A 21,705-nucleotide genomic window follows, 5' to 3' on the forward strand; every position below is an offset into this window, starting at 1 on the left:
CACGGTTGTCCGGGTTAACCGTCCGTAAGGCCTGGCATGCCATAACGGCGACGGTCGCAGTACCGCGGGGCGTTATGCGTTTTCACAAGGCGGAATCGGCGTTTTTCGTCTTTATCTTCGTGATCCTGGCCGCCGGCCTGGTGACCTTTCACGCCTATGGCCAATTGCAGGATATCGCGACCGCTCTCGACACCGCATCGCGTCTCGACAGAATCGCCTATCTCAACAAATTGCTGTTCGTGACCGGTGCGCTGCTGGCTGCTGCCTTGTTCTTTGGAACCTTCTTCATCTACCCGCTGATCCGCGGCCAGGTGAGGGAAGAGGGCAAGTTGCGCGCCATGACGGTGTCGCTGAGCGCCCGTTCGCAAACGCTTGAGCACGCAGCACTCACCGACGGCCTGACCGGAATGCAGAACCGCCGCTACTTCGATGACGCGTTGCGGGAATATCTCGACGAATTCGGCCGCATCGACAAGCCGGTGGGCCTGATGATCCTCGATCTCGATCATTTCAAGCAGGTCAACGACACGCATGGCCACGATGTCGGCGACGAGGTTCTGCGGTCCGTCGCGCAGTGCGTACGGGGCATGACCCGCTATCACGATGTGGTGGCGAGGCTGGGCGGCGAGGAGTTCGCCGTGGTCACGCCCAACATGGATGCGGAACTGCTCGCGCGGTTCGCCGAGCGCATCCGCAAGGCGATCGCCAACCTGTCGATCATGTCGGGCAATGTGCGGCTGAAGGTCACCACCAGCGTCGGCCTCGCCGTCTGGGACCGCAAGGAGAGTGCCGAGGACTTCTATCGCCGCGCCGACCGGCAGCTCTACGAGGCGAAGAAGCAGGGCCGCAACCGCGTCTGCGCCTGAAATTCCATGATCAAATTCTTGACGCTGGCCGCCTGGAGCCGTGTTCTGCGCTTCTACCGCGCCGCGCGTCTCCTATGATCCTTTCCGAAAAGCGTTCTCGATTTTCGGGGTCATGCGCGTGCTCACGGACTATATGTCCGCTCCGGTTCTCGAAAGCGACTTCAGTCGACTCAGCCCGGGACTCAGTCGGCGCGAAGATGCAGAACGATTAGTCGTTCTGCTGGCGCATGCCGAAGGTCGAGGGCCTCAGGCCGTAACGCATGTCGAAATCGTCGTCCGGTTGCACGCGCGGCGCCGATGGCTTGCGGTAGTCGGGGTCGCCAGCCTGGCGCCCGGTATCGACGGCTTCGGCGAACGCTATCGACTGCTGCGGTTTCGGCACGTTGCGCAGACGCTCGACAATTCCGGCGAGATCGACATCGTCGCCGGAATCCGCGGGCAAGGCCTGCTCCCGCTTCGCTGTGCCGGGAATGAATTCCTGGGACAGTTTCTCGAATTTGAGCCGCATGGTCGTCGCCACGCCTTCGCCGAAGGCAATGGCTTCGCGCTGGCCCATGGAGGACAGGAACGCCAGCGTCGAGGCCGAGGAATCGGCGATCGCCGAGCGGATGATCGCCTGGTCCTGCTCGTTGGCGAGCCGCATCGCGAAGAAAGTCGAGCATTGCGACAGGATGGTCGGATCGAGCTCGCCTGGACGCTGGGTCACAACGCCGAGATAGCAGCCATATTTGCGGCCTTCCTTGGCGATGCGCGACAAAGCGTGCCTGGTCGGCGCGAAGCCGAGACGCGGATCGGCAGGCATGTAGCGGTGCGCTTCCTCGCAAAGCAGGAGCAGCCGCAGCCGGCCCTCGCTCCAGAGCGCAAGGTCGAAGGCGAGGCGCGCCAGCACCGAGCAGACCGAATTGACGACTTCGGACGGCATGCCCGCCATCTCGAAGCAGGTCACCGGACGTCCATGGTTCGGTACGCGGAAGATGTTGCCGATCGTCTCGTGGATGGTGTCCTCGATCAGCCGCGAATTGAACATGAAACGGTAGCGCGGGTCGGAAGCGGCCGATTCGATGCGCGTCCTCAACGACTTCAGTGTCGGCCGATCGTTCTTGCTTTCGAGCAGACCCATGCGCTCGTCGATCTGCTTGAGCAGATCGGCGATGCGGTAAGGCACCGGCGTGTCCGCCGTCAGCGCATCGCTGCCGCGCCTGATATACGAGCCGGAGCTCGGGTTGCGATAGAGGTTCTTGGCGGCCGGGATGAGGTCGCGCAGGACGTCGACTTCCTCCGGAACGGTCTCGCGACCGCGAAACAGAACTTCGGCGAATTCTTCCAGTCTGAACACCCAGAACGGCAGGTCGAGCGTCTTGGAATCAACCTTCACGCAGTATTCCGGAAGCGAGGCGGCAAACTCGTTGTGCGGGTCGAGGATCAGCACGCGCAGATCGGGCCGCGCCTCGATCGATTTGCGCAACAGCAGCGAGACAGCCGTGGATTTGCCGACGCCGGTCGTGCCGACAATGGCGAAATGGCGCGCCAACGTGTCGTCGACAGCGATGTTGGCGGCGATCGCCTCGTCCTGGGACAGTGTGCCGATGGTGATCGAATGGCGGCCGGCGAGATCGTAGACGGCCTGCAGGTCGCGGCTGCGGATACGGTGGGCAACCGCGCCGATATGCGGATAGGTGGTGATGCCGCGGTCGAAGACCGGTTTGGCGCCGGGCTCGGTGCCGTCGCGCACCTCGCCGATCAGCTCGATGCTGACCTCGATTGCGTTCTGACCCTCATTGCTCCAGGCGCGGTCAGACTTGCCGATCGCATAGACAAGGCCAACGGTTCGCGTCGCGCCAAGGTTGATGGAAATCATCTTGCCGACGGTCCACAGGCCGGTCACCGTGCCTTCGGCATCTTCGGCATAGGCGCTGATGGTAGCGCGCGCACCGTCGCATTGCACGACGTTGCCCAGGATGCGCTTGTCGCTCTGCTGGGCGTCGCGGCGCTCCTGCGAGGTCGGCTCCCCAATGGAGGCTTCGCGTTCAACAAACATCGGTTACCTGTCCCATTCCCCTCGGGGTCAAAGCTATCCCAATCGGGGTTAAAGCCGCGTGAGGTCGGATGGTGTAGGTCCCGTTAAACCACTCGCGAAAATGCGATCGACCAGCCTCTTCCTTCATCCCGGAATTTCGATATATTGGATGAATGACTGATATATCGAACGACATCACGTCCACGATCGGCAGGCGGATACGCTCCGAGCGTGATTTGCGGGGATGGTCGCTGGCCGAGTTGGCCGAGCGTTCCGACGTTTCCAAGGCGATGCTGAGCGCCATGGAGCGCGGCCTGACAAGTCCGACCGCGGCGCTCCTCGTGCGCATCGCGTCGGCTTTCGGCATGACGCTCTCGACGCTGATTACCCGCGCCGAAATGCAGGGCGGCAGCGTGTCCCGCAAGGACGAGCAGCCGGTCTGGCAGGATCTGGCGACCGGCTATGTGCGACGCCATCTGTCGCCTGCAACGCAAATGCCGCTCGAGCTGATCCGGGTCAGCCTGCCGGCAGGCGCCAAGGTCGATTTCCCGGCAGCGTCCTATGCCTTCATCAAGCAGCAGATCTGGCTGATCGGCGGCCGCCTGGACTTCACCGAAGGCAATGTCGTGCACAGGCTGGAGCCGGGCGACTGCCTGGCGCTCGGAGCCCCGTCGGACTGCACCTTCCACGCTCCGGGACCGGAAGCCGCCGAGTATCTGGTGGCGCTGGTCCGGGGCTGATCGCATGGCACGCCGGCCTGAACGGTCCCACAATGGCGGGCCGCCTCTCGACGACTACGAAGGTCCGCCCTGGGGCAAGGGCGACCCCTACATCTTTCTTGCCTGGCGCACCGCCCACGACAAAGCCTGGAAGGCGCCGAGCCATGCCGTCATGCTGATGCGGCTGAAAAAGGCCGAGCGGCTTGGGCTCACCTATGAGGAATACACGCTCGAGATCCTGGAGCGCGGGCGGCACCTCAGCGAGGACGATGCCGAGCGGATCGCGGAAATCCGAAGGGCGCGCCGCCGAAGTCGGAGCAGTCATTTCGCATGACCGCGGCCCGACACCTTATCACCTGGAGACCCCCGACATGAAACCCCTTGAAATCAGGGCGTTGAACGACGACGCAAAAACCAGCGGGATGCTCGCCGACCTGCTGATCGAGACAGTCGCCGCCGGCGGATCGGTAAGCTTCATGCATCCCTTGTCTCCCGATGCGGCCCATGAGTTCTGGCGCAAATCGCTCGCTGCCGCGGCGCGCGGAGAACGGGCGGTGCTGGGCGCATGGGATGGCAAGACGCTTGCCGGCACCGTCTCACTGCTTCTCGACTGCCCGCCCAACCAACCGCACCGCGCCGAGATTGCCAAGCTGATGACCCGCCTCGACTATCGCGGCAAAGGTATTGCCACCGGCCTGATGCGGGCCGCCGAGGAACTGGCGGTCAAGAAAGGGCGCACCCTGCTGGTGTTGGACACAGCAAGCGAAGAGGGGGCCGGCGGCCTTTACGAAAAACTCGACTTCTCGCTGACCGGCGAGATTCCGGACTATGCGCTAAAACCCCATGGTGGGCTCACCGGCACGCTCATCTATTGGAAGCGGATAGGGGAGCCAGCCCTGGCGCTATGCTGAAATGCTGGCGAGACGCGACAAAAGCCAGCGGCGAAAATCCTGTTCGGCGCCGGACAGCCGCGATGACGATGGCCATGTTAGGAAGTGACCCGATGGGCTCGAGAGCTCGAAATCGGAAAGCCTGACAAGGAGATTGTCCTTTAGCGCGGCCTCGATGAGCGGCCGCGAGCCCAGCAGCGCTCCGGCGCCGGACTTCGCCGCCTCCATCGCGGCGACAAAACTGTCGAAGCGATGCGAGCGTTGGGAGTGTCCGGCAAGGCCGGAGGCTGCGAACCATTCCGCCCACATCTCGCGCGCGCCCGCCACCAACAGCAGCGGCAGCGATGTCCATTCGGCATTTCCTGCCAAGGTCGGGGCCGCGACCGGAACGAGCCGCTCGACCGTCAACCGGTCGGCGTCGCGCCCGGAAAATGAACTGTTGCCGAAGCGGATGTCGAGCGTCGAGCCTGCCTCGTCGTAGTCCGTCGGCCGATGGATGGTCACCAGATCGAGCCTGATCCACGGCAGCGCCTTTGCGAGATCGGGAAGAGCCGGGACCAGCACCAGCAGCGCGAAAGAAATCGGAACGCGAATGGTGACGGTTTGCAAAACGCGTGGCTCGAACAACTCGCGCGTGCTGCTGCCGATGATCGCGAATGCCGACTGGATATGGGGAAGATAGGCGGCGCCCTCCGGCGACAACGCCACGCCGCGTGCCAGCCGCGCGAACAGTCGCGTCTTGAGACGCTCTTCCAGAAAGCGGATGTGCTGGCTGACGGCGGCTTGCGTGAGCCTGAGCTCGGCGGCCGCGGCGGTGAAATTCGACAGGCGCGCAGCCGCTTCGAAACTGCGCAGCCAGTCGAGCGGAGGCATGGGATCGGCAGCTTTTCCAGTCATTAGGTTTTTGGCGGCATTGGCCGAAAAACAGTAACTTGAATTATGCCTTTGGCAAAGACAGCATGCAATCGATACTGCGGCGACGGCCCAAGACGGGGTTTCAGAAACATGCTGACGAGAGCAATCCTTGACGCCGAAGGGCGAACGATCGCGCTTGGCTGGGACGACGGAACACGCAGCCGATTCCATGCCATGTGGCTGCGCGACAACGCACTGGACGACAGGACGCGCAGCGCCGGCAACGGCCAGCGGCTGATCACCATTTTGGACATTCCGGCCGAGACACGGATCGGAGAGGCCTCGATCAAGGGCGAGGCGCTGGTGGTCACGTTCGTGCCTGAAGACAAGACCGTCAGCTTTCCCGCAAGCTGGCTTCGTGGCCATACTTACGACCGTGAAGAAAATCGGCAGCCCGGCTGGACCGGCAGCGACATTCGGCGGTGGACCAAGGCCACGATGCAGAGTTCGGTGCCGCGCGCGGCCTATAGTGAGGCGCGGCACGACAGGAATGTTCTGCGGCAATGGCTGACGGCGGTACGGAGCTTTGGCTTTGCCGTCATGGACGGTCTGCCGGCCGAATCCGGGGCATTGTGCAGTGTGGCCGATCTCTTCGGATATATCAGGGAGACCAATTACGGGCGCTGGTTCGAGGTGCGCGCCGAGGTCAATCCGAACAATCTTGCCTACACCAACCTTGGCCTGCAGGCGCATACCGACAATCCCTACCGCGACCCGGTGCCGACGCTGCAGATCCTGGCCTGCATCGAGAATACGGTGGAAGGCGGCGAATCCAGCGTCGTCGACGGATTCGCGGTGGCGGCCGCGCTGCAGGCGGAGAATTCGAACGGCTTCCGGTTGCTTTCCTCCTATCCGGCGCGCTTCGAATATGCCGGCTCATCGGGCGTGCGGCTGCAGTCCAAGCGCCCGATGATCGAGCTCGGACCGGATGGCGAGCTCATCTGCGTGCGCTTCAACAACCGCTCGCTGGCGCCGACCATCGACGTGCCGTTCGCCGAAATGAACGCATATTACGCCGCCTATCGCCGGTTCGCCGAACTGATCGAGGATCCGGCCTTCGAGGTGACCTTCAAGCTCGAGGCGGGCCAGTCGTTCATCGTCGACAACACGCGCGTCATGCATGCGCGCAAGGCCTTTTCCGGCAGCGGCACGCGCTGGCTGCAGGGCTGCTACGCCGACAAGGACGGCCTGCTGTCCACGCTGGCGGCAATCGAACACGATGTCAGAGAGGCGGCCGAATGAAATCGAATGAACTGAACACCGGCAACATCGTCGAGTTCATCGCCGAGATTTTCGAGCGTCGCGGCGCGGAATCCTATCTCGGCGAGCCGGTCACCATGTCCGAGCATATGCTGCAGGGCGCGTGGCTAGCCGAGCAGGATGGCGCGCCGGAGGAGCTTGTGGCTGCGGCGCTGCTGCACGACATCGGCCACTACACCAGCGAGTTCGGCACCTATTCGCCCGACGACGTCGAGGACAAGCACCACGACGAGGCGGGTGGCGAGGTGCTGGCGCCGTTCTTTCCGCCGGTCATCGTCGAATGCGTCAGGCTGCATGTTGCGGCCAAGCGTTATCTCTGCGCCACCGATCCCTCCTACTTCGGCAAGCTGTCGCCGGCCTCGGTCCATACGCTGTCGCTGCAGGGCGGGCCGATGAGCGCGGAGGAGGTGGCGGAGTTCCGCAGCAATCCATTCCATCAGGAAGCCGTGCGTGTGCGCATCTGGGACGAGGGTGGCAAGGTCGCCAACATGAAGACGCGCGCCTTTCGCGACTACGTGCCGCTGCTGGAGCGGGTGGTGAAAAAGTTCGCGGCCCGAAGCGCGACGTGATCACCGGCGCCGCCCCACCCGGCACACTTGCCGACAATAGTGCGCCGCCGAAGACTAGAGACGTTTTCTCGGCAACATCATGCGTCTCGACATACCCGGCAAAATGCGTTGGCGGCAACCAGGCAAGGGGTGTGGTGCTGGCGGCCTGAACAATCCGCGCCGCTGAACAATGGGACCGACAGATTGCCCGTTGACAGCGGCGCGGAACCGACCTTATTGTCCGCGCCCATGAAAACAGCACTCATTCTCGTAGGCTGGCGCGTGGGCAAGGCGGTGTAACCGCCGGGCGAAAACCTCCCATGCGCATCCCACAGGCTCCCTCGGGGGCCTTTTTTATTGCCCAAAACCCAACTAAACGACCAGCAAATCGCCAGATGGCGAACAGTACGGGACCAGACCGATGAGCAACGGACATAACGAGCGGCGCGAAATGACGGGCGCCGAAATGGTGGTGCAGGCGCTGAAGGACAACGGCGTCAAGCATGTCTTCGGCTATCCGGGCGGCGCGGTCCTTCCGATCTATGACGAGATCTTCCAGCAGGATGAGGTCGAGCACATTCTGGTCAGGCACGAGCAGGGTGCCGGCCATGCCGCCGAAGGCTATGCGCGTTCGACCGGCAAGGCCGGCGTGCTGCTGGTCACGTCCGGCCCCGGGGCCACCAATGCGGTGACGCCACTGCAGGACGCGCTGATGGATTCCATTCCGCTGGTCTGTCTCACCGGTCAGGTGCCGACTTCGCTGATCGGCTCCGACGCCTTCCAGGAATGCGACACCGTCGGCATCACGCGCCCCTGCACCAAGCACAATTGGCTGGTGAAAGACGTCAACGAGCTCGCCGCCACGATCCATGAAGCCTTCCATGTCGCGACCACCGGGCGGCCGGGCCCGGTCGTCGTCGACATTCCGAAGGATGTGCAGTTCGCCAAGGGCATCTACGTGCCGCCGCAAACGGCGCCGCGCACCAGCTATCAGCCGAAGGTCCAGGGCGATCTGGAGAAGGTGAAGGCCGCCGTCGAATTGATGGCCGGCGCGAAGAGGCCGATCATCTACAGCGGCGGCGGCGTCATCAATTCAGGTCCGGAAGCCAGCCATCTGCTGCGCGAGCTGGTCGACCTCACCGGCTTCCCGATCACCTCGACGCTGATGGGCCTCGGTGCCTATCCGGCTTCGGGCAAGAACTGGATCGGCATGCTCGGCATGCATGGCACCTACGAAGCCAACATGGCCATGCATGATTGCGACGTGATGATCTGCATCGGCGCGCGCTTCGACGACCGCATCACCGGCCGGCTGACCGCGTTCTCGCCGAACTCGAAGAAGATCCATATCGACATCGATCCGTCCTCGATCAACAAGAATGTCCATGCCGACGTGCCGATCCTGGGCGATGTCGGCCGCGTGCTGGAGGATCTGGTGCGGCTGTGGCGGGCGACTGCCAAGGCCGACAAGAAGGCGCTCTATCCATGGTGGGAGCAGATCGCGAAATGGCGCGCGCGGGACTCGCTCGCCTATAGGATGAACAACGACGTGATCATGCCGCAATACGCGATCCAGCGGCTCTATGCGCTGACCAAGGATATGGACACCTACATCACCACCGAAGTCGGCCAGCACCAGATGTGGGCGGCGCAGCACTATCACTTCGACAAGCCTAACCGCTGGATGACCTCGGGCGGCCTGGGCACGATGGGATATGGCCTGCCGGCGGCGCTCGGCGTGCAGATCGCACATCCGAATGCGCTGGTCATCGACATCGCCGGCGACGCTTCGGTGCAGATGACGATGCAGGAGATGAGCTCGGCCGTGCAGTACGAAGCGCCGATCAAGATCTTCATCCTGAACAACCAGTATATGGGCATGGTGCGCCAGTGGCAGCAGCTGCTGCACGGCAACCGGCTGTCGCATTCCTACACCGAGGCGATGCCGGATTTCGTCAAGCTGGCGGACGCCTATGGCGGCCATGGCATACGCTGCGACAAGCCGGACGAGCTGGACGACGCGATCCGCGAGATGATTGCGGTGAAGAAGCCGGTGCTGTTCGACTGCCGCGTGGCGACTCTCGCCAACTGCTTCCCGATGATCCCGTCCGGCAAGGCGCATAACGAGATGCTCCTGCCTGACGAGGCGACCGACGAGGCGGTGGCCAACGCCATCGACGCCAAGGGCAGGGAACTGGTGTAGCGGCAGGCAGCGTCTGCGGCGGAAGCCGTGTGGAAACATAGAATTAGCGCCAAAGTTTGAAATCGAGATTCACGTCATGAACGCACAGCTCCAGCCGACCGGCTCCGCCTACTTCATCGCCAAGGAAACCGAAAAGCCGGAAACGCACACGCTTTCCGTGCTGGTCGACAACGAACCGGGGGTGCTTGCCCGCGTCATCGGCTTGTTTTCGGGGCGCGGCTACAACATCGAAAGCCTCACGGTGTCCGAGACCGAGCACGAGAAGCATTTGTCGCGCATCACCATCGTGACGCGCGGCACGCCGCATGTGCTGGAGCAGATCAAGCACCAGCTCGAGCGGATCGTGCCGGTGCACCGCGTGGTCGATCTCACCGTGCGCTCGCACGAACTCGGCCAGGAGCGGCCGCTGGAGCGCGAGCTTGCGCTCGTCAAGGTCGCCGGCACCGGCGACGCCCGCGTCGAGGCGCTGCGGCTGGCCGATGCCTTCCGCGCGTCGGTCATCGACGCCAACACCGAACATTTCATCTTCGAGATCACCGGCAAGGGTTCCAAGCTCGACCAGTTCATTGCCATCATGAAGCCGCTCGGCCTGGTCGAGATCTGCCGCACCGGTGTCGCAGCCATGAACCGTGGCCCGCAGGGGATGTAGGCGCGCCACCCACCGCTGCGACTGCTTCAAATTCTCCTCGCTGGTCCGGCAGTCGCCCGTCCGTGGCTTTTGCGCGCCTGCCGGAAAAGGACAATATAGCTGACCTATCCGCGGGAGGATAGGATGTCCGTCAACGCGTTCCTTGCACTCCTGGTCTATGCCTTCGTGACGTCGATCACGCCGGGGCCGAACAATCTCATGCTGCTGGCCTCCGGCGTCAATTTCGGCATCCTCAGAACGGTTCCGCATATGCTCGGCATCAGCATCGGTTTTCTGGTTCTGCTGCTGGCCGTCGGCTTCGGACTCGGCGCGGTGCTGACAGCGTTTCCGGTGCTGCATATGGCGCTGAAAATCGCCGGCGCCGCCTATTTGCTCTACCTTGCCTGGAAGATCGGCATGTCGCGCTCGATGGGTGGCAAGGACGGGGCGAAGGCGCGTCCGATGCGCTTCATCGATGCCGCCGCGTTCCAATGGGTCAACCTGAAGGCGTGGGTGATGGCGATCACTGCCATGGCCGTCTACACCAATCCGGATCATCCGTTCGTCTCGGTGGCGCTGATTTCAATCGCCTTCACCATCGTCAACCTGCCCAGCGTTTCGGTGTGGGCCGGGTTCGGCACCGCGCTGCGCGGCTTCCTTTCGGATCCCATGCGGCTGAAATGGTTCAACATAGGAATGGGTCTGCTGCTCGCAGCGACGCTCTGGCCGATGCTGCGTTAAGGGATCGCCACGGCACGTTAGCCGGCTGCACAACAATTGTGCAGTGCATATTAAATCTTCGTAATCCCGCGTTTTGGCCCTTTTCCGCCAAAGCCTTGTCCTATCTATTCGGCGAAATTCGCGGCAACGGCCGTGAAATGAGCTGAGAATAGACCACCGGGTTCGGCGTGTCGGATAGAGGGCCAGTTGTCGATGCGCGGAAAAATCGCCTTTACAGTCGTCGCTCTGGCCTGCCTTGCAGGTGTCGGCCTTTATCTGTCGCCCGCCACGATGGGCAGGGTGCAGCAGTTGATCTCCGGCCAGCAGGCCGACACAGCCGGCGCCGACACGACCAAGGCATCGGGCAGCCAGAAGGGCGGCGCTGGCGGCGCGCGTTCCGCCTCGATCGTTTCGGCAACTGCGACGACCGCCGATTTTCCGATCCGTCGCTACGCCATCGGCTTTGTCTCCTCACCGTCGGTGGTCAGCGTGAATGCCCGTGTCTCCAGCCAGATCGTGTCGATCGCGGTGAAGGACGGGCAAATGGTCAGGGCCGGCGACCTTCTCTTCTCGCTCGATGACCGCGCACTGAGGGCGCAGCTTGCCAAGGATCAGGCGACGCTCGTCAAGGACCAGGCCCTGCTGGTGAGCGCCACGGCGGATCTTCAGCGCGCCAAGGACCTTGTCGCCAAGCAGGCTGGCACGCAGCAGACTTACGACCAGGCACTGGCGGCGCAGAAGGCCGCGGCCGCCACCATCGATGCCGACAAGGCGACGATCGACGCCGATACGGTCCAGTTAAGCTACGCGACCATCAGCGCGCCCATCTCAGGCAGGCTGGGGGCGGTCAATGTCTCGGTCGGGGATCTCGTCACCACCAGCAACGGCTCAAGCACCACGACGCCGCTTGTGACCATCACACAGATGGACCCGCTGCAGGTGAATTTCACTCTGCCGGAAAGCAACCTTGCTTTATTGCACAAGGCGTTGGCGAGCCCACAGCAAGGCGACGTGACGCTGACCAAGGACGGCGATCCGACGCCGATCGGCAAGGGCACGCTCGATTTCGTCGATTCCAGCGTCGACACCGCCTCCGGCACCATCGCCACGCGGGCGAGCATACCGAACTCCGATCTTTCGCTTTGGCCGGGGCAGTATGTGAACGTCATCCTTGATGCCGGCACGATGCCGCAAATGACCTCGGTGCCGACGGTCGCGGTGCAGCCGAGCCAGAAAGGTCCCTTCGTCTATGTGGTCAAGCCGGACAACACGGTCGAGATGCGGCCGGTGCAGGTGGCGCTGACGGAGGGCGATAACAGCGCCATCAGCCAAGGCCTCAAGGGCGGCGAGAAAGTGGTGGTCGAAGGCCAGACAAGGCTAAAGGACGGCGCGACGGTGCACGAAGGCAAGACAGCGAGCAACAGTGGCGATCAAAATTCGCCTAAGGTCGCACAAGCCGACAAGGCCGGCGAGGCCCGCCCATGATTTCCGAATTCTGCATACGAAAGCCCGTCGCCACGCTGCTGATGTCGTTCGCCCTCGTGCTGGGCGGACTGTTCGCTTACAAGTTCCTGCCGGTTGCCGCGCTGCCCAGCGCGGAGTTCCCGGTGGTGAATGTCTCGGCCCAACTGGCCGGCGCTTCGCCGGAGACCATGGCGACCTCGGTCGCGACGCCGCTGATCAAGCAGTTCGCAACCATTGCCGGCATCGATTCGATTTCGACCACCAACTCGCTGGGCCAGACCTCGATCGCCATCCAGTTCGTGCTCAACCGCGACATCGACGCGGCTGCCGCGGACGTTCAGGCAGCCATTGCGCGCACGCAAAAATCGCTGCCGCCGCAAATGACGGCGCCGCCAAGCTATCGCAAGGTCAATCCGGCCGATGCGCCGATTCTTCTGATGTCGCTGGTCAGCGACACCGTTCCACTCACCGACCTCGACGCCTTCGCCGAAAACGTCATCTCGCCCTCGCTATCGACCATCGATGGCGTTGCGCAGGTTTCGATCTACGGACAGCAAAAATATGCGGTGCGCATCCAGATCGATCCGACCGCGCTCGCCGCGCGCGGCATCTCGATCGACCAGTTGCAGACGGCCGTGGCCTCGGCCAACAGCAACACCCCGCTCGGCGTGCTGCAGAACGACAAGCAGCAGCTGACGATCACGGCCAACACTCAGTTGATGAACGCCGCCGATTTTTCAAACATTATCATCGCCACCAAGAACGGCCATCCGGTGCGGCTGGGCGAGGTCACGCGCGTCATCGACTCGGTCGAAACCACGACGACGGCGAGTTGGTATGACGGCACGCGCGCCATTATCATGGCCGTGCAGCGCCAGCCCGACGCCAATACGGTCGACGTCGTCGACAAGGTCAAGGCGATGCTGCCGTCTTTCCAGGACCAGATGCCGGCTGCCGCGAGCATCAAACTGCTCAACGACCGATCCACCTCGATCCGCCAGGCCGTCGACGACGTGCAGTTCACGCTGCTCCTGACCATCGCGTTGGTGGTGATGGTGATCTTCGTGTTCCTGCGCCGCGTCACGGCAACGATCATCCCGGCGGTGGCCGTGCCGATCTCGCTGATCGCGACGCTCGGCGCGATGTTCCTGTTCGGCTTCTCGATCGACAACATCTCACTGATGGGTCTGACGCTGGCCGTCGGCCTCGTCGTCGACGACGCGATCGTCATGCTCGAAAACATCTTCCGCCACATGGAGGAGGACGGGCTGTCGGCTTTCGACGCCGCGCTCAAGGGCGCGCGTGAGATCGGCTTCACCATCATATCGATTTCGATTTCGCTGGTGGCGGTGTTCATCCCCGTGCTTCTGATGGGCGGCGTCATCGGCCGTATCTTCAACGAATTCGCCGTCGTGGTAACGGTCGCCATCCTGGCGTCGATGTTCGTGTCGCTGACCCTGACCCCGATGCTGTGCTCGCGGCTTTTGTCGGTGACCAAGGCCAATCGCGAGGCGCATGCCGACGGTCACAGACATGATCTCATCACGCGTGGCTATGACTGGATCCTGAGCTTCTGCCTGCGCCACACCTTCCTGGTGTTCCTGGTCTTCGTCGGCACCGCGGCGGCCTCCGTCTGGCTGATCCAGGTTTCGCCGAAGGGCTTCTTCCCGCAAGAAGACATAGGCCAGATCTCGGTAACCACCATCGCCCGCCAGGACATCTCCTTCGACGCGATGACGAAGCTGCAGAGCCAGGTCGCCGACGTCTTCTCGCATTCGCCTTACGTCGATCACGTCGCCTGGTCGGTGGGCAGCGGCAATAATGCGCTCAATCAGGGACAGTTGTTCGTGCAACTGAAGGACAAGGACAAGCGTCCCGACATAGAGAAGGTGCTTTCCGATTTGAGGCGGCAGCTGTCCGGCGTCGCCGGCATCGAAACCTATATGCAACCGGTGCAGAACCTCAGGCTCGGCTCGCGGTCCTCGGCCAGCGCCTATCAGTTGGTCGTCCAAGGCCTCGATAACGGCGCGACGGACGCCTGGGCGCAGAAATTGAACGACGCCATGGCCGCCGATCATAAATTCTTCACTGACGTCACAAGTGATTTGCAGAACAACGCGCTGCAGGCGTCGCTGGTCGTCGATCGCGACAAGGCCGCTCAGCTCGGTATCGACACGGACACGCTGCGCTCCGCCCTCTATGGCGGCTTCGGCACCGATCAGGTCTCAACCATTTTCGGCTCGGCCGACAGTTACGAAGTCATCACCGAGCTCGATCCGAAGATCGAGTGGTCGCCGGAGCGCATGCTGGCCATTCAGGTGAGAACGGCGAGCGGCAGCCTCGTTCCTCTCGGTGCCTTCGCCCGGGTCGATCGTACGGCCGGCGCCTTGACGGTCAACCAGCTTGGCCAGCTGCCGGCGGTGACGATCTCCTACAACCTGCCGCAGGGTGTCTCGCTCGGCGACACGGTGACCCGCATCAACCAGCTCAAGGACCAGATCGGCATGCCGCAGGCGATCGGCACCACCTTCGCCGGCACAGCCAAGACGTTCCAGGATTCGCTTGCCAACCAAGGGCTGCTGATCGGGGGCGCGATCCTCACGATCTACATCGTGCTCGGCATGCTCTACGAGAGCTTCATCCATCCGCTGACCATTCTGACGGGCCTGCCATCGGCGGTACTGGGCGCGGTGGTTGCATTGCGGCTCTTCGGCATGGACCTGTCGGTCATAGCCGTGATCGGCATCCTGATGCTGATCGGCATCGTCAAGAAAAACGGCATCATGATGATCGACGTGGCGCTGGAGTTGAGGCGCGAAGGGATGTCGGCGCTGGACTCCATCCACAAGGCGTGCCTGATGCGTTTCCGGCCGATCATGATGACGACGCTGGCGGCCTTGATGGGCACGTTCCCGATCGCGCTCGGCACCGGCGCCAGCGCCGAGCTGCGCCAGCCGCTCGGCGTTGCGGTGGTCGGCGGCCTGCTCGCATCCCAGGCGCTGACCCTGTTCGTCACGCCGGTCATCTATGTCTATTTCGAGCATTTCTCCGGCTGGCTACTCAGCTTCTCCTCGAAGAAGAGCCGGCCGGCGTTGCATGCGGTCGAGCCGGTCGAGCAGCCCTCGCTCTTTGACCCCGGAGAAAATGCCGAACCGAGAAAGTTGGCCGCCGAATAGGCGGCCCGGCTCTGGCCCAAGTTGCCGAGCTTGCGGGGGCGTGCGCACGATCGTAACCTTGCGCCATGTCCCATGATCACGACCACGACAACGAGCTCGATCCGTTTGCGGCGCGCGTGCGCGCATTGGAAACGATCCTTACCGAGAAGGGCCTGATCGATCCGGCGGCCATCGACGTCATCGTCGATACCTACGAGACGAAAATCGGCCCACGCAACGGCGCCAGGGTGGTGGCGAAGGCCTGGAACGATCCGGCCTATGCCGAATGGCTGAAGCGCGACGCGACGGCGGCAATTGCCTCGCTCGGCTATACCGGGCGCCAGGGCGAGCACATGCAGGCGGTGTTCAACACGCACGAGACGCACAACCTCGTCGTCTGCACGCTCTGCTCCTGCTATCCGTGGTCCGTGCTCGGCCTGCCGCCGGTCTGGTACAAGGCGCCGCCCTATCGTTCGCGGGCTGTTATCGATCCGCGCGGCGTGCTGGAAGAATTCGGGCTAACCTTGCCCGCGGGCAGGAAAATCCGCGTCTGGGATTCGACGGCCGAGCTTCGCTATCTGGTGGTGCCGATGCGGCCGAAAGGCACCGAGGGCTGGAGCGAGGAGCAACTCGCCGGCCTGGTCAGCCGCGATTCGATGATCGGCACTGCGCTGGCGAAGGAGCCGGCATGAACGGGCCGCAAGATCTCGGCGGGCAGATGGGGTTCGGGCCGGTCGCGCCCGAGACGGACGAGCCTTACTTCCATGCTGCCTGGGAGCGGCGGGCGCTTGGCGTCACGCTCACTGCCGGCGCCATGGGTGCCTGGAACATCGACGAGAGCCGGCATGCGCGAGAGTCGCTGCATCCCGCCGATTATTATTCGTCGAGCTATTACCAGATCTGGATCCAGGCGCTTGAGGTACTCCTGAAGCGCCATGGCTTCGTGACGGAACGCGACCTTGCCGCCGGCAAGGCTGTCGATCCGGCGTCGACACCCAAACGCGTGCTGAAGGCTGCCGATGTGCCTGCCGTGCTCGCCAAAGGTGGGCCTTGCGACCGTCCCGTGGCTGCGCCGGCGCGCTTCCAGGCGGGCGACCGCGTGCGGACGAAGAATTTCAGTCCGACCGGCCATACGCGCCTGCCGCGCTACGCGCGCGGCAAGAACGGAAGGATCGAGGCCGTTCGCGATGGCTTCGTGTTCCCGGACAGCAACGCGCATGGCAAGGGCGAGAACCCGCAATGGGTCTATACCGTGGTTTTCGACGGCGCCGAGATCTGGGGCGAGGGCGCCGACCCGACGCTTGAGGTCTCGATCGATGCCTGGGAGAGCTACCTTGAGCCCGCATGAGACCGAACTGCCGGGCGGCTTCGACGATCCGGTGTTCGCCGAACCGTGGCAGGCGGAGGCTTTCGCCATCACGGTCGCGCTGCACGACAGCGGCTTGTTTTCGTGGAACGAATGGGCGGACGCCCTGTCCGCCGAAGTGAAGAAGCCGGACGCCGCGAGGGACGGCCACGACTATTACGAGCACTGGCTGTCGGCGCTGGAAAAATTGCTGGCGACCAAGGGCGTCGCCGGCAAGCACGAGATCGATGCGCTCGCGGCCGCCTGGGAGCGTGCCGCCCACGCCACGCCGCACGGCAAGCCGATCCTGCTGGAGAATGATCCCGGAGCCCACCGGTAGCCCGGACTCAAACTTCGTTCCCTTTACGTTCTTGTTTGCGCCTGATAGCGTGCCGAGCTGATAATGAATGAGACCGTCGCCGACGATCCCGGTGATGGCACGCCAACCTTGTGTTTCGCTCGCGAATCCGGTCTGTCGAACTGATGGAATTCTCTCCCCAACAGGACGAGGCTTTGAAGGCGGTCGGCCGCTGGCTGAAGGACGGGCGGCCGCAGATCTTCCGCCTGTTCGGCTATGCCGGCACCGGCAAGACGACGCTTGCGCGCTATTTCGCCGAGCACGTCGACGGGCAGGTGCAATTCGCGGCCTTCACCGGCAAGGCTGCCCAGGTGCTGCGCTCCAAGGGAGCGACCAACGCCCGCACCATCCATTCGCTGATCTACAGGCCGAAGGGCGAGGAATCGGTCGAGGACCAGGTGACCGGCAAGACGTCGATGTCGCCGACCTTTTCACTCAACCGGCAAAGTCCGATCGCGCGCGCCAAGCTCGTCGTCATCGACGAATGTTCGATGGTCGACGAGCAACTCGGCCGCGACCTGCAGAGCTTCGGCACGCCGATCCTAGTGCTCGGTGATCCGGCGCAGTTGCCGCCGATCTCGGGCGGCGGCTTCTTCACCGAGCACGAGCCGGATGTGCTGCTCACCGAGATCCATCGCCAGGCTCGCGACAACCCGATCATCCGGCTGGCGCTCGACGTGCGAGAAGGCCGCGAGTTCATGCACGGCGACTACGGCACGGCGCAGGTGATCGGCAGGGAAGGGGTCACGCAGGATCTGGTGATGAAAGCCGATCAGGTGCTGGTCGGCACCAACCGCACGCGGCGGCGCTACAACCAGCGCCTGCGCGAGCTGAAGGGCTTTTCCGCCGATTATCCGCAGGCCGGCGACAAGCTGGTTTGCCTGCGCAACGATCCGGCCAAGGGGCTGCTCAACGGATCGCTGTGGAAAGTGATGACCTCGTCGCGCGAGACGGTGAAGCCCGGCATCAACCTGCTGGTCTCGCCGGAGGAGGACGATCCCGACCGCGGCGTTGCCAAGATCAAGCTGCTGAAGGCGGCGTTCGAGGATCCGGATGCCGAGATTCCATGGCAGCAGAAGAAGCGATTCGACGATTTCGACTACGGCTATGCGCTGACCGCGCACAAGGCGCAGGGCTCGCAGTGGAACGACGTCGTGTTGTTCGACGAGAGCTGGGCCTTCAAGGAGACCCGGCAGCGCTGGCTCTATACGGCCATCACGCGTGCGGCCGAGCGGCTGACGATCGTGCGATAGAGCGGTTCACCGGGTCAGGAAACGGTAAACCCCTCTAGCTCGTTGCTTTGGCGCAATTCCGAACGGAAAGCCGTTCTCACCTTTCCTGGAAATGCTCCAGTCCGCTTATTCCGCGGGCCTCGCATCGAGCCATTGCCAGGCCGCGGCTTCGTCCTGACTGGGGAAATGCCGGAATTCGAACGGCAGAACCTTCGGAAAGAAGTCGCCGACAAGCGATGCCCAGCGCGGTTCGCCGATAGCTGCGCAACGGACGACATGCTCCAGCGCGTCGGCCACACCTTGCTGCAGCGTCTCTTGCGAGATGTTGGCCCAATCGACGCTCTCCTCGTCAGTCAGCCGCACCAGCACGTCGATCCTCGGGTGCAGGGCATAGGCAGCTTCCAGCAGGCCGAACAGGTTTTCCGCATCCGCCGGCGAGACATCGCCGACGACGTCGATGGCAAAAAGCGCGTCACGGTTGGTTTCAATGCGGCGTATCGCCGGCACCGCCTCGAGGAAATTCACTGGCAAATCCTTGTGTTGGCCATCAGCTAGTCTCTGGAACACCGGAAACCCACTATCTGTTCCCTGCAAAGGCGCTATAGATGCCCGCCAAAACCAAGCTGGATGCCAATTCATGCCTGCAAAGCTTTCGGTCAACCTCAACGCTGTCGCCATGCTGCGCAACCGCCGCGACCTGCCGTGGCCGAGCGTCACGGGGCTGGGGCGCATCGCTCTTGCCGCCGGCGCGCATGGGTTGACCGTCCATCCACGTCCCGATGAGCGGCATACGAGACATTCCGACCTGCCGGAGATCAGGGCGCTGCTCGACGATGAGTTCCCCAAGACGGAATTCAACATCGAGGGCTATCCGACAGAGGATTTCCTGGCGCTTGTCGAGAAGAACCAGCCGGAGCAGGTGACACTGGTGCCCGACGATCCGGCGCAGGCGACGTCGGACCACGGCTGGAACTTCGTCGCGCAGGCCGCGTTCCTGACACCGATCGTCAAGCGGCTGAAGAAGGGCGGATTTCGCGTGTCGCTGTTTTCCGACGCCGATGCGGCCGGCGTGAATGCCGCGCGCGATACCGGCGCCGACCGGATCGAACTCTATACCGGGCCGTATGGCGGTTACCATTCCGATTCCGCCAAGGCAGCCAAGGAATTGGAAAGACTGGGAAAAACCGCGGACGCGGCACTCGCGGCGGGGCTCCAGGTCAATGCCGGCCACGATTTGACCGTGAACAATCTGCCGGCATTGATCAAACGCATCCCCGCATTGGCCGAAGTATCGATCGGACATGGGTTGACAGCGGATGCGCTGGAGTATGGCATGGCCGGCACGGTTGGGCGGTTCTTGAAGGCCTGCGGATGGTAGGGCGAGGATGCCTTGCGTAGCTCCGGCGTGTTCCGCGCTTTGCGGCAGCCTCGGAGCGTGGCGAATCTGATGAAGTGGGGTTCATGGTGCTAGCCAACGCCAGCGAAACAGAATCCCTCGAACCTTCGGGCCATGCCGAAACCGAGCGGCAGCACAGCACCAAGGTTCTGATGCTCGGCGCGCTCGGCGTCGTCTACGGCGATATCGGCACGAGCCCGATCTACGCCTTTCGAGAGGCTCTCCATGCTTCAGGGGGAGTGGTTGCCCGCAACGATGTGCTCGGCGTGCTGTCGCTGATCGTCTGGGCGCTCACCATCATCGTCACGATCAAATATGTCGCCTTCGTGCTGAGGGCCGACAATAAGGGCGAGGGCGGCACGCTGTCGCTGATGGCGCTGGCAAGGAGCGCCTATCCGCAGGGCTCCAGCCTGATCCTCGTGATCGGCCTCTGCGGCGCGGCCCTCTTCTTCGGCGATTCGATCATCACGCCGGCGATCTCCGTGCTTTCGGCGGTTGAAGGCCTGGAAGTCATCACGCCGGCGCTCGATGCCTATGTCGTTCCGATCACGCTGGTGATTCTGGCGGTGCTTTTCGCCGTGCAGCGTTTCGGCACGGGCAAGGTGGCGGCAGTGTTTGGACCCATCACGGCGACATGGTTCGTGGCGATCGGCGTTGCCGGCCTCTATCACATCGTCGACGACTGGTCCGTCCTGTTGGCTATAAACCCCTACTATGCGGTCTATTTCCTGGCCACCACGCCGACGGGCGCCTTCGTCACCGTCGGCGCGGTTTTCCTCGCGGTCACCGGCGCCGAGGCGCTCTATGTCGACCTTGGCCATTTCGGCCGCAAGCCAATCGTGCTGGCCTGGTTTTCCATCGTTTTCCCTTGCCTGCTCCTCAACTATTTCGGGCAGGGCGCCTTCGTGCTCTCGCACGGCGGCAAGCCGACCAACCCGTTCTTCCAGATGCTTCCCGAATGGGGGCTGATGCCGATGGTCGCCCTGGCAACGGCGGCGACGGTCATCGCCAGCCAGGCGGTGATCTCCGGCGCCTTCTCGCTGACCAGACAGGCGGTGCAGCTCAATCTTCTGCCGCGCATCGAGGTGCAGCATACATCCGAGATGCAAAGCGGCCAGATCTATATGCCGAGGGTCAATCTGCTGGTCGCGCTCGGCGTGATGCTTCTGGTCGTCGGCTTTGGCAACTCGAGCGCGCTCGCCTCCGCCTATGGCATTTCGGTGACCGGTGAGATGCTGATGACGACGATCCTCTTGTTTGTCGTCATGCGCTGGCTCTGGAAATGGCAGCTGGCGCTCGCATTGGCGCTGGCGCTGCTCTTCGGCGTCATCGACCTCGGCTTCTTCTCGGCCAATGTCGTCAAGATGGTCGAAGGCGGTTGGGTGTCGATCACTGTCGCTTTGATCATGGGGCTGATCATGTGGACTTGGATTCGCGGCACCCGCTACCTATTCGACAAGACGCGCCGCAACGAAATCCCGCTCGACTTTCTGGCGATGAACCTCCTCAAGAAGAAGCCGCAGCTGGTGTCCGGCACCGCCGTGTTCTTGACCAGCGATCCGCTGAGCGCGCCGACCGCGCTCATGCACAGCCTTAAGCACTACAAGGTGCTGCACGAAAAGAACGTCATTCTTTCGGTGGTGACCGCGCCGCAGCCGGTGGTGCCGGACAACGAGCGGGTGAAGATGGAGACGGTCAACGAGCTGTTCATGCGGGTCACGCTGACCTTCGGCTACATGGAGCAGCCGAACATTCCGCGCGCACTGGCGATCTGCCGCAAGCAGGGGTGGAAGTTCGACATCATGACGACGTCCTTCTTCCTGTCGCGGCGCTCGCTGAAGGCCTCGCCCAATTCCGGCATGCCGATCTGGCAGGACAGGCTGTTCATCGGCCTTGCGAAGACGGCGGCGGATGCGACGGAGTATTTCCAGATCCCCACCGGGCGCGTGGTCGAGATCGGTACGCAGGTCGCGATCTGACGCTTCAAGC

General features: G+C 63.1%; 20 protein-coding genes. 17 read left to right on the forward strand and 3 right to left on the reverse strand.

Annotated features, from left to right (window positions below; translation table 11 throughout):
- Positions 1 to 74: 74 nt before the first annotated feature.
- Positions 75 to 866, forward strand: coding sequence for a GGDEF domain-containing protein (locus EJ078_RS25870; RefSeq protein ID WP_066990920.1), 792 nt, complete (start codon positions 75 to 77; stop codon positions 864 to 866).
- 208 nt (positions 867 to 1,074) lie between these two features.
- On the opposite strand, the gene EJ078_RS25875 is transcribed toward EJ078_RS25870, so the two are convergent.
- Positions 1,075 to 2,904 (reverse strand): ATP-binding protein, encoded by a 1,830-nt coding sequence (locus tag EJ078_RS25875; protein WP_208720936.1) that lies wholly within the window; start codon positions 2,902 to 2,904, stop codon positions 1,075 to 1,077.
- Positions 2,905 to 3,056: 152 nt separating this feature from the next.
- Between EJ078_RS25875 and EJ078_RS25880 the strand changes: the two genes are divergently transcribed.
- The 3 genes from EJ078_RS25880 to EJ078_RS25890 are packed head-to-tail and all read left to right on the forward strand — an operon-like array spanning position 3,057 to position 4,513.
- Complete coding sequence (locus EJ078_RS25880) at positions 3,057 to 3,623, forward strand: XRE family transcriptional regulator (protein WP_127217416.1); 567 nt, start codon at positions 3,057 to 3,059, stop codon at positions 3,621 to 3,623.
- A 4-nt stretch (positions 3,624 to 3,627) separates the two neighbouring features.
- Positions 3,628 to 3,936, forward strand: a complete 309-nt coding sequence (locus tag EJ078_RS25885; RefSeq protein WP_127217415.1) for a hypothetical protein — start codon at positions 3,628 to 3,630, stop codon at positions 3,934 to 3,936.
- Between the two features lie 37 nt (positions 3,937 to 3,973).
- On the forward strand, positions 3,974 to 4,513 hold the full coding sequence (locus tag EJ078_RS25890; protein WP_127217414.1) for a GNAT family N-acetyltransferase: 540 nt from the start codon (positions 3,974 to 3,976) through the stop codon (positions 4,511 to 4,513).
- Here EJ078_RS25890 and EJ078_RS25895 read toward each other — a convergent pair.
- A complete protein-coding gene (locus tag EJ078_RS25895; RefSeq protein WP_208720938.1) occupies positions 4,505 to 5,365 on the reverse strand; it encodes a LysR substrate-binding domain-containing protein in 861 nt (286 codons plus the stop codon). The two genes, EJ078_RS25890 and EJ078_RS25895, sit on opposite strands and share 9 nt — an antisense overlap.
- Before the next feature lie 132 nt (positions 5,366 to 5,497).
- On the opposite strand from EJ078_RS25895, the gene EJ078_RS25900 reads away from it, so the two are divergent.
- From EJ078_RS25900 to EJ078_RS25950, 11 genes are all read left to right on the forward strand, one after another.
- A complete protein-coding gene (locus EJ078_RS25900; RefSeq protein ID WP_127216095.1) occupies positions 5,498 to 6,649 on the forward strand; it encodes a gamma-butyrobetaine dioxygenase in 1,152 nt (383 codons plus the stop codon).
- Complete coding sequence (locus EJ078_RS25905; protein ID WP_127216096.1) at positions 6,646 to 7,236, forward strand: HD domain-containing protein; 591 nt, start codon at positions 6,646 to 6,648, stop codon at positions 7,234 to 7,236. The genes EJ078_RS25900 and EJ078_RS25905 overlap by 4 nt, the downstream gene beginning before the upstream one ends.
- A gap of 400 nt (positions 7,237 to 7,636) precedes the next feature.
- Positions 7,637 to 9,418, forward strand: coding sequence for an acetolactate synthase 3 large subunit (locus tag EJ078_RS25910; protein WP_127216097.1), 1,782 nt, complete (start codon positions 7,637 to 7,639; stop codon positions 9,416 to 9,418).
- 76 nt (positions 9,419 to 9,494) lie between these two features.
- Positions 9,495 to 10,067: an acetolactate synthase small subunit gene (gene ilvN, locus EJ078_RS25915; RefSeq protein ID WP_059185300.1), complete on the forward strand. Its 573-nt coding sequence runs from the start codon at positions 9,495 to 9,497 to the stop codon at positions 10,065 to 10,067.
- Between the two features lie 123 nt (positions 10,068 to 10,190).
- A complete protein-coding gene (locus EJ078_RS25920; protein ID WP_127216098.1) occupies positions 10,191 to 10,787 on the forward strand; it encodes a LysE family translocator in 597 nt (198 codons plus the stop codon).
- Between the two features lie 192 nt (positions 10,788 to 10,979).
- Positions 10,980 to 12,251 carry an efflux RND transporter periplasmic adaptor subunit gene (locus tag EJ078_RS25925; protein WP_127403387.1) on the forward strand — a complete coding sequence of 424 codons (1,272 nt, stop codon included), beginning with the start codon at positions 10,980 to 10,982 and terminating at the stop codon, positions 12,249 to 12,251.
- Positions 12,248 to 15,406: an efflux RND transporter permease subunit gene (locus EJ078_RS25930; protein ID WP_127216100.1), complete on the forward strand. Its 3,159-nt coding sequence runs from the start codon at positions 12,248 to 12,250 to the stop codon at positions 15,404 to 15,406. The genes EJ078_RS25925 and EJ078_RS25930 overlap by 4 nt, the downstream gene beginning before the upstream one ends.
- Positions 15,407 to 15,471: 65 nt before the next feature.
- Positions 15,472 to 16,077, forward strand: a complete 606-nt coding sequence (gene nthA / locus EJ078_RS25935) for a nitrile hydratase subunit alpha (protein ID WP_067323251.1) — start codon at positions 15,472 to 15,474, stop codon at positions 16,075 to 16,077.
- Entirely contained in the window at positions 16,074 to 16,733 is a 660-nt protein-coding gene (nthB, locus tag EJ078_RS25940) for a nitrile hydratase subunit beta (protein ID WP_095783766.1), read from the forward strand. Before nthA ends, nthB begins: the two co-directional genes overlap by 4 nt.
- Positions 16,702 to 17,070, forward strand: coding sequence for a nitrile hydratase accessory protein (locus EJ078_RS25945; protein WP_067323256.1), 369 nt, complete (start codon positions 16,702 to 16,704; stop codon positions 17,068 to 17,070). The genes nthB and EJ078_RS25945 overlap by 32 nt, the downstream gene beginning before the upstream one ends.
- A gap of 143 nt (positions 17,071 to 17,213) precedes the next feature.
- Positions 17,214 to 18,341 carry an ATP-dependent RecD-like DNA helicase gene (locus EJ078_RS25950; RefSeq protein ID WP_095783855.1) on the forward strand — a complete coding sequence of 376 codons (1,128 nt, stop codon included), beginning with the start codon at positions 17,214 to 17,216 and terminating at the stop codon, positions 18,339 to 18,341.
- Positions 18,342 to 18,446: 105 nt separating this feature from the next.
- Here EJ078_RS25950 and EJ078_RS25955 read toward each other — a convergent pair whose 3' ends face one another.
- Complete coding sequence (locus tag EJ078_RS25955; RefSeq protein ID WP_067323262.1) at positions 18,447 to 18,845, reverse strand: STAS/SEC14 domain-containing protein; 399 nt, start codon at positions 18,843 to 18,845, stop codon at positions 18,447 to 18,449.
- A gap of 112 nt (positions 18,846 to 18,957) precedes the next feature.
- Between EJ078_RS25955 and EJ078_RS25960 the strand changes: the two genes are divergently transcribed.
- Both EJ078_RS25960 and EJ078_RS25965 read left to right on the forward strand, forming a co-directional pair.
- Entirely contained in the window at positions 18,958 to 19,698 is a 741-nt protein-coding gene (locus EJ078_RS25960) for a pyridoxine 5'-phosphate synthase (protein WP_095832122.1), read from the forward strand.
- A gap of 170 nt (positions 19,699 to 19,868) precedes the next feature.
- Positions 19,869 to 21,695: a potassium transporter Kup gene (locus tag EJ078_RS25965; protein WP_306462643.1), complete on the forward strand. Its 1,827-nt coding sequence runs from the start codon at positions 19,869 to 19,871 to the stop codon at positions 21,693 to 21,695.
- Positions 21,696 to 21,705: the final 10 nt, after the last annotated feature.

Source organism: Mesorhizobium sp. M1A.F.Ca.IN.022.06.1.1, assembly GCF_003952605.1.
Taxonomy (GTDB): Bacteria; Pseudomonadota; Alphaproteobacteria; order Rhizobiales; family Rhizobiaceae; genus Mesorhizobium.